The following is a 13743-nucleotide window of genomic DNA, read 5'->3' on the forward strand; positions in this document are numbered from 1 at the left end:
CCGAGGCTGTTGCGCGTGGAGCGTCGGTTGCTCTTCGATACGCGGCCGAGGCTTCCGGTAACAGTGGCCGGCCCCGCGCGACAAGTGTTGTATCATAGGGACTCACGCTATTCGAGAGGGAGTTCGAGCATGTCTTCACCCGCGCCGTACAGCGCCGACTTCGCACCGGAAGAAACCACCGTATCGGATCGGCGAAAGATCGATCCGCAGAACATCGAGGCGGAGAAATCCGTCCTGGCCGCCTGCATGCTCAACCAGGAAGCTATCGAGGAAGTGGCTCCGAAGCTGGTCAAGGAGAACTTCTACCGCATCGCCCACCAGCGCATCTACGAGTCCATGATGGACCTGTACGTGCGCCACATCCCCATCGACCACATCTCACTGGCCGACAACCTGAAGGCCATGGGTCAGCTGGAGGCCGTGGGCGGCAAAGCGTACCTCATCGAGCTGGCAGACAACACGTTCGCCCTCACCAACTGGCAGAACCACCTGGAAATCGTCAAGCGCACCTCCATCCTGCGCGACCTCATCCGCGCGTCGGGCGAGATCGAGGCGCTGGCCTATGACGCCCCCGACGATTTGGGCGTGGTGGTGGAAGAGGCCGAGAAAACACTGTTCCACGTCACCGAGAAGCGCGTGTCCTCGGCGTTCAAGCGCATGGACGTGCTGCTAACCGAGGCGTTCGAGGAGCTGACGAAGCTGGCCGAGCAGAAGGACGCCATGGCCGGCATCCCCAGCGGGTTCAAGGACGTGGACGACCTGTTCCACGGCTTCCGTGGCGGCGACCTGGTGATCCTCGCGGCCCGACCCGGCGTGGGCAAGACGTCGTTCGCACTGAACCTGGCCACGAACGCGGCCAAGGCTGGGGCAACCGTCACCTTTCTCTCGTTGGAGATGAGCGCGGCGCAGCTGGTGCAGCGTATCCTGTGCGCCGAAGCCCGCGTGAACCTGTCGCGCCTGCGCGCCGGCCAGGTGCAGGAGTCGGACTGGGGCGCCATTGCCGACGCGTCTAACACGCTGAGCAAGCTGGACATGTTCATCGACGACACGCCGTCGCTGTCCATCTTGGAGCTGCGCGCCAAGGCCCGCCGCGAGCTGCGCTCCGCCGAGAAGGGCATCATCATCGTCGACTACCTGCAGCTCATGTCGCCGCCGCAGTCGCGCAAAGACGGCAACCGCGCCGTCGAGGTCGGCGAGATCTCGCGAGGCCTGAAGGTGCTGGCGAAGGAGATGGACATGCCCGTCATCGCGCTGTCGCAGCTGTCCCGTGCGGTGGAGATGCGCGGCAAGAAGCGCCCGATGCTGTCCGACCTTCGCGAATCGGGCTCCATCGAGCAGGACGCCGACATCGTCATGTTCATCGACCGAAGCATGGACGAGATCGAGGCCGAGAGCGAAGACCGCCCCGACCTGGGCTCGGCCGAGCTGATCGTCGCGAAGCACCGTAACGGCCCCACGCGCGACATCCCGCTGGCCTTCAACGCCGAGTACACCCGCTTCATGGATTTCATCGACGATTCGCGCGTGGGCGGCTATATGTAAAGCCCCTGTTGAGCCGTTTCGCGGTACACTGGGCTCATGTCGAAACGCGTCACATTCATCCATGCATCGGACCTCCATCTGGGGGCGCCGTTCCGCGGGTTGCGCGCGCTTTCGTCCAAATGGGCGAACCGCCTGCTCAGCGCCATCCCGGAATCGTACGACCGCATGGTCGACGCGGCCATTGCCCGCGACGTGGACTTCGTGGTGGTGTCGGGCGACATATTCGACTCCGCGCGCCCCTCGTACGGCGACTATCTGCACTTCTTCGAAGGGTTGGAACGCCTAGGCGAGGCGGGCATTCCGGTGTACCTGATCACGGGCAACCACGATCCGTACACCTCGTGGCAGCACGACTTCTTCTCGCTGCCGCCCAACGCCACCATGCTGCCGGGCGACCGACCCGGCTTCGCGCTGGTGGAGCGCGACGGCCAACCGCTGTGCCTGATCGGCGGCCGCGGCTACTACAACCAAACGTGGCCGATGGACGAGTGCATCGCCGAAGGCGTCACGCGCGAAGCGGCCGAGCAGGCGCTAGCCGTCCAGCATCCGCACGCTGCGGAAGCCCCGTTCGCAGTGGGCCTGCTGCACACCGGCCTCAACCTCGATCCGGTGAAAGCCCCGGTAGACCCCGCCGTCCTCATGCACGCGGGCATGGACTATTGGGCGCTTGGGCACATCCACATGAAGTACGCCTACCCCTCTTTCGACGACCCGCGCCTCGTGTTCTCCGGCTGCATCCAAGGCCGCGACATCAAGGAGACGGGCGAGCGCGGCGTGTTCTGCGTCACGCTGCGGGAAGGCGCGAAAAACGAGCTGGAGTTCATCCCCACGGCAAGCGTCGTGTGGCAGCGGATGCACGTGGACGTGTCCGATTGCGCGAACCTGCCCGACATCACCGACAAGATCATGCGCGAGCTGTTCCGCGAGAACGGCAAGGCGCATTGCGAGGAGATGGTGGTGCGCATTGCGCTGGAGGGCGCGACCCCGATGCACGCCATGCTCGACCGCGCCGATGTGATCGCCGGCCTGCGCAAACACGTGAACGATGCGTATTCGGCATTCTTCTGCGACGCGTTGACGAACCTCACGGTGCCGCCGCGCGACAAGGAGGCGCTGCGCCGCGAAGGGCTGTTCCCTGCGGTGTTCCTGCAGGTGGCGGACGCGCAGCGGCGCAATCCCGACGAGGCCATCGCGTTTTTGCAGGATGAGTTCATCAAGAAGAACATCCAGCTGCCCAGCGCCTACACGCGCAATATCGATGCATTCGCCGAGGCGGCCGAGAACCTCGTGCTCGATTTGCTGGCCCAAGGGGACGAGCAATGAAGCGGTCCTATCTCGAGCATATCAAGATCGTCAGCTTCGGCGCGTTCTCAAACAAAGCGGTGGGTCCGTTCGCCCCGCACCTCAACGTGGTGTACGGGCCGAACGAAGCCGGCAAGACCACGCTCGCGTCGTTCGTGGGCGGCGTGCTGTTCGGCTGGGAAGAAGCGCGCGGCAGCCGCAACACCTACAAGCCTGCGAATGCGGAGCGATCTGGATCGCTGTTCTTCGCCCAGCGCGACGCGTCCTCCGGCGTTTCGTCCGCGCCGTCGGATGCGCCCGCCCTCGCCGCCCCGGACGGGCGCGTCGCCGCCGTCGAAGCCGACGGTTCCCTCGCGGCGTCAGCTGCGCCGCTTCCCACGCCTGAACCCTCTCGCGCGCCCGAGCTCGAGCTCTCGCGCGTGCGCAACAGCGACGGCTTGCAAGGCGACGCATCCCTCGTGGCCGACATCGACAAAGAGACATTTCAGACGATGTTCTCCCTGACCAGCGACGAGCTGCGGACGCTGCGCAACACCACCGACGTTACGGCTAAGCTGCTCACCGCCGGTTCGGGAACGGGCGCTTCGCCCGCTCACGCGCTGGCCACCGTGCAGGAAAAGCTGGCTGAGTACACTTCGCGCGCCGCCGGCGTCGAGCACTCCATCGCCAACCTCACGACGCAGGAGAACGAGCTGCGCGCCAAGATGACGGCCGCCGCCGAGGAGGCCGAGCGCTTCAAGCGGCAGGATAAGGAGTTCCGCGAGCTGGAACCCCAGCGCAACGAGCTTCTGGCGCGCCTCGATGCTCTGAACACGTCTATCGAGACGCTGACCGTCCAACGCTCGAACATCGAGAAGCTGGATCACGAGATAGACTCGCTGACCGACCAGGTAGCGTCGCTGTGCGACGAGGAGGACGTGCTGGTCACAACCCATTGCGCCGCCGACCGCAGCGTGTCTGAGCTGGTTGAGCTGCCAGCGTCGGAAGAGCGCGCCCTGCGCGACCAGATCGACTCGCTGGCGGTCGACGAGGCGAAATGCGAGCACGCCGTCGATCTGGCGCAGGACAACTTCGCAACGTCGAAGGCCGCTTACGAGGCGCTGCTGGAAACCGACGACGAACGCGCCCAACGCGAACGCGCTCGCCGCCAGCGCAGCGTGCAGGTGGGGCTGTCCATCGCGCTGCCGCTCATGTTCGTGTGCACGGGCTTGCCCCTGTTCATTCACGGCCGCGAGATCACCAGCTTGTCGTTCACGGCGCTCGGCATCGGTCTGGTGGTGTTCGCCATCATGCTGGCGCTGGCCGCGATGGTGATGCTGTTTCGCCCCAACAAGGAAGAGGACGCGAAGGAAGCGCGCAAGCAGGACGCCCAGTGGGTGATGCTGCAAGACAAGAAGAAGCTGGAAGCGTGCCTGGAAAGCCAGGCAGCGTTCAGGAACCGCGCCCGTGCCCAGCTGGACGCCGCGGGCTTGGCCGAGGCGCAGGGATCGCTGCGCCGATCGCGTACGCTGCTGGACGAGGCGAAGGACGCGCGCGCCGAGAACAACCTGTTCCAGCAGCGGTTGCAGGCGCTCGTGTCGCGCCGCAGCGCGCTGGAGGAGAGCCTGGCCAGCGCGAAGCGCCAACGCCGCCGCCTGTACGAGCGAATCGACCTGCGCGCCGAGCGCACCCTCGACGCCGTCGACGAGGCTATCGCGCAGAAGTCGCAGCAGCGCATGGGGCTCATGGAGGCCAGCGAAGGCCTCAACCGCCGTTACGGCGAGCTCAAGCAGGAGCTTTCCCATGCCCAGCACCTGCGCGACTTCGACGAGTACAAGCTGCTGTACCAGCAGATCCGCACGCGCCAGGACGAGAGCGCGCAGGACTACGCGCGCCTGCTGCTGGCGCGCCGCATGCTGGAAAGCGCCATCGCCACTTGGGAGAGCAAGAGCCAGCCGGAGGTGTATCGTCAGGCCAGCCGCCTGTTGTCGTTGATGACGGACGGCCGCTGGACGAAGGTGAGCCTCACCGCCGAGGGCCGCTTGCAGGTGACCGACGCGGTGAAGACCACGCGCGATCCCGGCCATCTGTCGCTGGGCACGTGCCAGCAGCTGTACCTCGCGCTGCGCATCGCCCTGCTGATGACCGCCGACAACGTGGGTCGCGCCGTGCCCATCCTGGCCGACGACATCCTCGTGAACTTCGACACGTCCCGACGTGCGGGCGCCGCCCGCGCGTTGGCCGAGCTCGCCCGTATGCGCCAGGTGATCCTGTTCACCTGCCATGAGGAAGTGGTGGAGGCGTTGCGGGAGGCGGACCCGACCTTGAACGAGGTCGAACTGTAGTCTGCACGCGCCTGGATTGCGTTCTCCTTGCGCGCAACCTGTTCTCGCCTGGATTCTTCTCTCGTTGCTTCCTGTTCTCTTCCCCGTCCGACTCGAGCGCTTTTCAATTTGTCGAGAGTTCACTCCCGGCGCAGCCGCTATTGTCGCGCCCGTCGAGATGTTTCACGTGAAACATCCCGGGCGCTTTGGGATGCGGGGGGGGGGTCGGCTTTTCCAATTTGCCGTGTTTGCAGAGCTTCGCGCAAAACGACTCGGAGTTTTCGCTGTTCTTCGAGCACCGTAGGAGGGGCGCGGAAACTCGCCGGTTGCGTTAGTCGGTTTTGCTGGAAGTCCCGTCTCTCTTCTCCGCTTCCTCAGCTTGTGCGATGAGCTCGCTCAATGGGACGCCCAGCCCTTCGGATATGCGATACATGACATCCAAGGTCGGATTTGCGTCTCCGGATTCGATCCTCCTCAGCGTGAGTCGGTTGATGCCCACCATAAGGGACAGGCGTTCTTTCGTGAGGTTGCACACCGCGCGCTGCATCCTCACCGCTTCGCCGAATCCTGATTTGTACTTCTCATTCATGAGGACAGGGTATTGCGATCTCTTTCCCAAAACGGTTACTATAGTTATCGTTTTGGATACTTTTATAACCATTTTGGTTAGAAAAGTAAGGAAACGCTGAGCGGCTGACGTTTTCGCCGTCGGCTGGCGCATGGGGGGGGTGCCGTCTTCGTCGCCGGAAAGGGGGACGGGTGAATCTGAGATCGTTCTGCTCGCGTGCAGGTCTGGGTTATCAAGAGTTGATCGTTGACGACTCCTTGATCAACAAAGTGTACGAGATAACGTTTTCGCCAGCAGCGCGGTCCTCCACGTTGGGTATACCCGACGGCTGTGTCGACGTGCAATTCTTGGGAAGCGGTGCGCAAGAGGAGTGTTTCGTTGCAGGAAGCCTTCTCAAAGGCCATAGAAGCGATTCTTCTTGTTATGAGCGTTGTTTTGGTATTAAGTTCATGCCGGGACCCAAATGTTGTTTCTCTAAGCTCGATGCACAGGCGCTATTTAATCGAAGAATCGAAGCGTCGGCGTATGTGGATATCGATGTTCTAAGGGATATCGTTCATCTCTCGCTGCCTTTTGAGGAGCGCGCTCGGTTGGCGGCGTCTCATTTCGCCGCAAGCAGTCACTCGGAGCTTTTCTGCGAGTCGGACTCACTGGTATCTTTTATAACGAAGGTCATCTTGGACAGGGTTGGGGTGGTGCGTGTGGAAGACGTGGTCGAGCGCACGGGTTACAGTCATACCTATGTTTCCAAGAGGTTCAAAGAAGCGGTTGGCTGCACCATGAAGACGTACGCCAGCATCATTCGCACTCAGAATGCCATCAGGTTTCTCTCTGACAGTCGATATAGGGGTGTGACCGGACTCGATATCGGGACCGGTTTGGGGTATTACGATCAATCGCATTTCGATCGGGAATTTAAAAAGTACACGACGCTCGTCCCTGGCGATATTCGTGCCGGCCGCTCGACGGTTTTGTTTCATTGACCTTCGACAGCTTTTTAATGGCGAGTGTGAAAATATACAAGCTTTCGGTTGCCGATTTGTAAAGAATGAGTGCGCACGCGAACCGAATCCGCGTTTCCGATCCCGAGGGGCCCTGATCGGGGAGGCGAGGCGGTTCGTGTTCCGCATCGTCTTTATAAGGAGGTTTTCATGACACCGGAAATGTGGGGGATTTTCCTGCAGATCGTCATCCTGCTCGCGTTCGGTTACTTTTTCACGAAGAAGAAGATTCTCACGTCGGACATCAAGAACGGTCTTTCCACTCTGTTGTTGAAATTGGTTCTACCCATCAGCATCTTGGGTTCGTCACAGATCGCCTATGATGCCTCTACCCTCAGCGGTTTCGGTATCACTCTGGTCATATCGTTCGTATTCTACTTTGTGTTCCTGTTTATTTTGCGTATGGTGGCAAAGAGGCTTCCTTTGAAGGACAACGCCGACCGTGTTTTCCCGTTGCTGTGTGTGTTCGGAAACGTTGGTTTCATCGGGATTCCCTTGTCCACGCAATTCTTCGGGCCTACAGGTTTGATGTACGCCTTCTCGCTTAATGTGGCTTTTAACATCGCCCTGTTTAGCTACGGTTTGATGATCCTGTCGGGCGAGAGCAAGGTAAGCGTGAAGTCGGTCCTAACCGACCCGTGCTTGATCTGCACGGTGGTCATGCTGGCGTTGTACGTCGCTCCCTTCCGTTTTCCTTCCTTCGTCGGCACCGCTTTTACTATGACCGGCAACATGATGACTCCGCTGGCTATGCTCATTATTGGTCACGAGATCGCCAACATGAAGGTGCTTGATTTGATAAAAGACGGCTGGGCGTACGTCGTCTCCCTCCTGCGTTTGCTGGTAATTCCTACTATCGTGTGCGTTATCTTCATGTTCCTGCCTGTGGATCACGAGGTTTTGAAGGTTCTCGTTTTTCTTTTGGCTATGCCGTGCGGAACTTTGAACGTGATCCTGTCGCAGCAGTATGGAACTAACCCCCAGTTCGCTTCGCGTGCCACAACGCAGACCATGATCCTGTTCTTGATTACCGTTCCCATCATGCTCGTCATCATCAATACCTTGTTGTAAGCGTGCACCGTCCAGTTCGACAGCGCATGAAAACGAAGCTAGGATAGGAGTTGAGCTATGAAGATCGATCGCGTGTATTACAACGGCGTCATTCGAACCATGGTGTCCGAAGGTGATACAGTGGAGGCGCTGGCCGTTCATAACGGAACCATTGTGGCCGCCGGTACGAGCAAGGAGATGCGTGCAATTGACGCGTGCGAGTACGTTGACCTGCAGGGAAGAAGCGTGCTTCCCGGTTTCGCTGACACCCATATGCACCTATTCCATGATTGCATGGGCCGTATTACGCCGAACCTAAGCGGGTGCCATAGCATTCCAGAAATCTTGAGCCTTCTCGAACAGCGAAAGGAAAGCATCAAACCTGGTCAGTGGCTTACTGCCGAGAACATGCACCTCGAGTTCTTGAAAGAGGGGCGTTTTCCGAACTGTGATGAGCTCGACAGCGTTTCTTCTGAAATTCCTATTTGCATCGGCAGTTTCTGCCACCATGTTCATGTGTTGAACTCTGCGGCACTGGCGCTAGCGGGTATCGATGCGTCTTTTCAGCCGATGGTGGCTGATCATGTGGGCCGATTCGATGACGGTCGTCCGGACGGCGTCGTACGCGAAGTGGTGTATCCCGAGCATGTTGATCCTGTCATACCCCGCATGAGCTTGCAGGAATGCGTCGATGCGGTTCACGAGCATTTGCAGTATTGCTCTTCACTTGGACTTACCCAGCTCGAGGTGAATCAGGAGGACGGACCCTTCGGTGCCCGTCTTTATACCGAGATGCGTCGTCAGAAGGGGCTGCCTTGCCACCTTACGCTGAATTGGTATCCCGAGTATCCCAATGTCCGCGGTTTGGTGACGGGATTCGGAGATGATGATTTGAAACTAGGCGCCATCAAGATGCTTACCGACGGCGGCATCGGATCGGCCGGTGCGCTCATGCTCGAGGATTACGAGAATCCGGTAGGGACTCGAGGCGAGTGCAACTACACGCAGGAAGAGTTGGACGAGCTGGTGAAAACCGCCTACGACGCTGGTCATGACGTTTCGATTCATGCTATCGGCGACGCGGCGAACGATATGGTGCTCACTGCGTTCGAGCGCGCCTACGATCCTGCAGTGGGCGACGCGCGCCGCTTCTACTTCGTTCATGCCACGTTGGTGTCCAACACTTTCATCGAGCGTGCGGCCAAGATTCCCTGTGTAATAGCCATCCAGCCGGTGTGGCTTGAGAACTTCGTGAATTTCGGCGAGCTGCGCTTGGGTAAGGAACGCGCGAACCGTCTGTTCCAGATCAAGGACATGATGGATGCCGGACTCATCGTGGCTGGCGGAACCGATGCGCCGGTGTGCACAGTGAATCCCTTCTACGGCGTCGAATGTGCGGTCACCCGCCAGGCCGTCGGTCGCGACGACGTGACTCTCGGTGCTGATCAGGCGATCTCTGTGTACCAGGCGGTGGAGATGGTGACGAAGAACGCCGCCTACTGGTGCAGCGAGGAGCATCGCAAGGGCACGCTTGAGGTGGGCAAGCTGGCCGACTTTATCGTGCTCGATCGCGACATCTTCGCTATCGATCCGAAACTGATCCATGAGACGCAGGTGCAGTTGACCGTGTTGAACGGCGACGTGGTGTTCGAGCGCGCGTAGCGCAATCTATTCGAGGGTGCGGAAGGAGCGGAGAAGATGAGACGGCCGAGGGCGGTGCGGCATCCTGAGATGCCGAGCCTTGCGACGATCGACGAGGGAGGCGTGACTTCCGCCCTCGGCTTCACGGCTTCGGGCGTGCATGCGGGCTTCTACGAGGGTAACGACCGCCTCGACTGCGCGCTGGTGTCGGCTGACGTACCCTGCCCCTGCGCGGCGCTGTTCACGCGCAACGCGTTCAGCGCCGCGCCTGTGGACGTGTCGCGGGACCATCTTCGCCGCGTCTCGTTCGGATTCGTGCGTGCCGTGCTGATCAACTCGGGCAACGCCAACGCGCTGACCGGCGAGAACGGCCTCGAGGTGGCGCGGCGCTCGGCAAGCCTCGCGTCGGGAGAGCTGGGTTGCCGGGAAGGCGAGGTGCTGGTGGCTTCCACGGGAATCATGGGCTCGCGCCCTCCCGTCGAGCCGTTCGAGCGCGGTGTTCCGCTTGCGTGCAGGCGGGCGGCGCGCGACGGCGGCCACGATGCGGCGCGCGCCATCCTGACCTCCGGCGCGCACCCGAAGGAAGCTGCCGTTTCGTACCGCAGCACCGATGCTGCGTACCGGGGCTGCACGTTCACCGTAGGCGGCATGGCGAAAGGCCCCGAGATGCTGTTGGTGCTGACCACTGACGCGCCGCTTTCTCCTGCGCTGGCATACCGGGCGCTTGAGAAGTCGGCTTCCGCAAGCTTCAACAAGGTGATTGTCGATGCCGGCTCGTCCACGAACGATAGCTGCTTCCTGCTTGCCAGCGGCTATGGCGCGAAGCCGGGAAAGCCCATTCGCGAGGGCACCCAGGCGTTTCGCGAGTTCTCCGAGGCCTTGAAAGAGGTGAGCGGCCGCCTCGCGCGTTGCATAGCGTCTGACGAGCAATGTGTATCGTGCCTGATCACCGTGCATGTCGTCGGAGCCTTCGACGAGGCCGACGCCGACCGGGTGGCGCGCTCGGTCGCCCATTCGCTGGTGGTTCGGTCCACCGTTGCCGGACGTCATGCGAACTGGTCGCATATCGTCTCTTCGATCGGGTACGCCGACGCGCTGTTCATGAGAGAGCGCGTGTCGGTGGATGTCATGGGCGTTCCTGTGCTGAGACGCGGAGCGCTATGCCCCTTCGACGAGCAACGGCTGCTGCGCGAAGCGGGCGATCGGGAGATCGTTATCCGCGTGGACCTTGGGGCGGGCGGTGCGCAAACGACGTACTGGACTGGCGATCTGCCGCCGGGCTAGGCGTCCGGACGACGGGATGCGGGCCGTGCGAAGACCGTGCGGTTCGCGGCGCGGCGTCGCGGACGGCGCACGCGCGAATCGACGGCGCGATGGAAGGTGATTTCGGTGACGGTCGAAATGGTGGAAATTTTCCTTCAGATTCTGATCCTGTTGGCGTTCGGCTTCTTGTTCTCCAAGCGCGGCATCATCACGGAGTCGATGAAGAACGGCTTGTCGACCTTGCTCTTGAAGGCCGTGTTGCCGCTGGTCATCCTGTCGTCGTCCCAGGTTGCTTTCGATGGATCGGTGCTGCAGGGGTTCGTGGTCACCATGGCGGTGTCGTTGGTCTTCTACGTGGTGGTTGTCGGCGGCTTGGGGCTTGTCCGGAAGCGCATTCCCATCCCTGACGGCGGCAACCGCATCTTCGTGCTTTTGTGCGCATACGGCAACGACGGGTTCATCGGCATCCCGTTGGCCATGCAATTCTTCGGCTCGTCCGGCATGTTGTACGCCATCGCGGCGAACATCGTGTTCAACATCACCCTTTTCAGCTTCGGCATCGCGGTTTTGCAGGACAAGGCGAAGCCCGATATCAAGGGCATTCTGCTGAACCCTTGTCTGATCTGCACCGTCGTCGCGCTTGTGCTGTACGCGCTTCCGTTCAGGTTCCCGACCCCCATCGCGGACGCGTTCAATATGGCCGGTTCTATGATGACGCCGCTGGCCATGTTCATAATCGGCTACGAAATGTCGCGCATGAAGCTGTCGGATGTGGTGAGAGACAAATGGGCGTACATCGTTTCCTTCATGCGCCTGCTGGCCTTGCCCGCTCTGGCTGCGGTCGTCCTCTCGTTCGTGCCCGGGATCGACCCGCTGGTGGCTTCGGTCAGCGTCTTCCTGCTTGCCATGCCGTGCGGCACGCTCAACGTCATTCTGTCCCAGCAATACGGTGCGAACCCGAAGTTCGCCGCCCGGGCCACGACGCAAAGCATGTTCCTGTTCCTGCTCACCGTGCCTCTTATCCTGATCCTGGTGAAGGTGCTGTTCTGACTGATGGGGCGGCTCTTCCCGCGCGCCGAGCCTTCTCTCGGCTCGAATTGTTTCACGTGAAACATTTGAGGTCCGACGCGGATTGTTTCCCGTGACACAATCCGGGCGCGACACGAGATGCTCTTCGTGGGACATTCGAGGTTGCGATGTGGGATGTTTCGCGTGAAACATTCCGGATGCCGCGGGATGCTCTCGCAGGCTCTTTCTGCGATGGGCGCAGCATTCGATGCCCTGGGCGAGCCGTGCCGATACCGGTTTTCCGACCGCTTGCGACCGCGTTGCCCGATCCCTTCCTCTGCCTGCCGCGTCGGTGGGCTCTCTGCGTGAACGCCTCACCCGTTGCCGCTGTGCGCCTTTGGCGTCGGCGCCCTCCCCGCCGTCCGGCGATCGAACCCTCCGGAACTCATGTGGAGACCTCGAAAAGAACATGTGCAAACTCCATTTGCCTTCCAGATTGATATACTGTAATTCTGTGGTTCGAACACCGAAAGGAAAAACAGACATGCCGAGCACGGTTCTGATTGGCGCCCAGTGGGGCGACGAAGGCAAGGGCAAAGTCACCGACCTGATCGCGCGCGAATACGATTACGTGGTTCGCTACCAGGGCGGCAACAACGCGGGTCACACGGTCATCCACGGCGACAAGAAGCTCGCGCTGCACCTCATGCCCTCCGGCGTCATGTACGAGCATGCGGTTCCGGTCATCGGCAACGGCGTGGTCGTTGATCCCGGCGTGCTCATCAAGGAGATGGCCATGCTGGAAGCCGAAGGCATCTCCTGCAAGAACCTCAAGATCTCGTGCGACGCGCATGTGATCATGCCGTACCACAAGGATTTCGACGGCGCCGACGAGAAGCGCCTGGGCGAGAACAAGATCGGCACCACGAAGCGCGGCATCGGCCCCTGCTACCAGGACAAAGTGGCTCGCAAGGGCATTCGCATCCAGGACCTGCTGGACGAGAAGATCTTCCGCCTCAAGTTGGAAGCGGTGCTTTCGCAGAAGAACCCCATCCTCGAGAAGATCTACGGCCTGCACACCTACACGGTGGAGGAGATCTGCGAGGAGTACCTGCCCTATGCGCGCATCCTCAAGCCGTATATGGCCGAGACGGCCCAGCTGCTGAACGAGGCCGTGCGCGCCGGCAAGTCCATCCTGTTCGAGGGCGCGCAGGGCACGCTGCTCGACATCGACCACGGCACGTACCCCTACGTCACGTCCTCGTCGTGCTGCGCCGGCGGCGCCGCCACGGGCACGGGCGTGGGCCCCACGGTCATCGATCGCGTACTGGGCATCCAGAAGGCCTACGTCACGCGCGTGGGCGAAGGCCCCTTCCCCACGGAGCAGCGCTTCCCCGAGGATGGCGGCGAAGGCGAGGAGGCCGAGGTCGGCGAGCTGCTGTGCAAGGTGGGCCACGAGTTCGGCGTGACCACGGGGCGCAAGCGCCGCTGCGGCTGGTTCGACGCGGTCATCGCGCGCTACGCGGCCGAGGTCAACGGCCTCACCGACGTGGCGCTGACGAAGCTCGACGTGCTGTCGGCCTTCGACACCATCAAGGTGTGCACGGCCTACGAGTGCGAGGGCAAGGTGTACGATTACTTCCCCATGCAGCAGAGCGTGCTGTTCCACGCGAAGCCCGTGTACGAGGAGCTTCCCGGTTGGAAGGGCGTTGACATCACCGAGTGCCGCACGTTCGAGGAGCTTCCCGAGAACGCCCAGCGTTACGTGGAGTACCTGGAGAAGATCACCGGCGTGCCGGTCAGCATCATCGCTGTCGGCCCCGACCGCGACCAGACCATCATGCGAGGCTGGGATCGGTAATGTTCCGCCGTTCTGTCGAACGGCGGAACGACTCGACGCTGCGAAGCGCCGATGCACCCGATCTCGCGGCGATGCCGACGGCTCGCGTACCGAAGTATCCCCTACGGGGACTTCCTTCGGGGCGCGCTTCGCCCTCGCCATCCCCACGATCTCGGGCACCTCGGCGCTTTTCGCTGACGTATGAGTTCGACCTATAAAGCGACG

The 13743-nt window shown here is 61.4% G+C and carries 10 protein-coding genes; 9 read left to right on the plus strand and 1 reads right to left on the minus strand.

Going from position 1 to position 13743, the window contains the following annotated elements; translation table 11 throughout:
- The first annotated feature begins 129 nt into the window (after positions 1 to 129).
- From dnaB to ELEN_RS00160, 3 genes are read left to right on the plus strand one after another with little or no spacing between them, the layout of a single operon-like run.
- The gene (gene dnaB / locus ELEN_RS00150; RefSeq protein WP_009305605.1) at positions 130 to 1542 is read left to right on the plus strand and encodes a replicative DNA helicase; all 1413 of its coding nucleotides are present in this window, start codon (positions 130 to 132) and stop codon (positions 1540 to 1542) included.
- Positions 1543 to 1578: 36 nt separating this feature from the next.
- Positions 1579 to 2865 (plus strand): metallophosphoesterase family protein, encoded by a 1287-nt coding sequence (locus ELEN_RS00155; RefSeq protein ID WP_009305606.1) that lies wholly within the window; start codon positions 1579 to 1581, stop codon positions 2863 to 2865.
- A complete protein-coding gene (locus ELEN_RS00160) occupies positions 2862 to 5168 on the plus strand; it encodes an AAA family ATPase (RefSeq protein ID WP_009305607.1) in 2307 nt (768 codons plus the stop codon). Before ELEN_RS00155 ends, ELEN_RS00160 begins: the two co-directional genes overlap by 4 nt.
- 310 nt (positions 5169 to 5478) lie before the next feature.
- Here ELEN_RS00160 and ELEN_RS00165 read toward each other — a convergent pair whose 3' ends face one another.
- Positions 5479 to 5736, minus strand: a complete 258-nt coding sequence (locus ELEN_RS00165; RefSeq protein WP_009305608.1) for a helix-turn-helix domain-containing protein — start codon at positions 5734 to 5736, stop codon at positions 5479 to 5481.
- A gap of 170 nt (positions 5737 to 5906) precedes the next feature.
- Between ELEN_RS00165 and ELEN_RS00170 the strand changes: the two genes are divergently transcribed.
- The 6 genes from ELEN_RS00170 to ELEN_RS00195 all read left to right on the plus strand — a co-directional run bounded on the left by ELEN_RS00170 (position 5907) and on the right by ELEN_RS00195 (position 13539).
- Positions 5907 to 6698: a helix-turn-helix domain-containing protein gene (locus ELEN_RS00170; protein WP_009608913.1), complete on the plus strand. Its 792-nt coding sequence runs from the start codon at positions 5907 to 5909 to the stop codon at positions 6696 to 6698.
- 168 nt (positions 6699 to 6866) lie between these two features.
- Positions 6867 to 7787, plus strand: coding sequence for an AEC family transporter (locus tag ELEN_RS00175; RefSeq protein WP_009608964.1), 921 nt, complete (start codon positions 6867 to 6869; stop codon positions 7785 to 7787).
- Positions 7788 to 7844: 57 nt separating this feature from the next.
- Entirely contained in the window at positions 7845 to 9428 is a 1584-nt protein-coding gene (locus tag ELEN_RS00180; protein ID WP_009305611.1) for an amidohydrolase, read from the plus strand.
- Positions 9429 to 9464: 36 nt separating this feature from the next.
- Positions 9465 to 10691: a bifunctional ornithine acetyltransferase/N-acetylglutamate synthase gene (locus tag ELEN_RS00185; RefSeq protein WP_012809463.1), complete on the plus strand. Its 1227-nt coding sequence runs from the start codon at positions 9465 to 9467 to the stop codon at positions 10689 to 10691.
- Between the two features lie 105 nt (positions 10692 to 10796).
- Complete coding sequence (locus ELEN_RS00190; protein WP_012809464.1) at positions 10797 to 11720, plus strand: AEC family transporter; 924 nt, start codon at positions 10797 to 10799, stop codon at positions 11718 to 11720.
- Positions 11721 to 12222: 502 nt separating this feature from the next.
- Positions 12223 to 13539, plus strand: coding sequence for an adenylosuccinate synthase (locus ELEN_RS00195; protein WP_009305614.1), 1317 nt, complete (start codon positions 12223 to 12225; stop codon positions 13537 to 13539).
- The last annotated feature ends 204 nt before the right edge of the window (positions 13540 to 13743 follow it).

This window comes from Eggerthella lenta DSM 2243 (assembly GCF_000024265.1).
GTDB lineage: Bacteria > Actinomycetota > Coriobacteriia > Coriobacteriales > Eggerthellaceae > Eggerthella > Eggerthella lenta.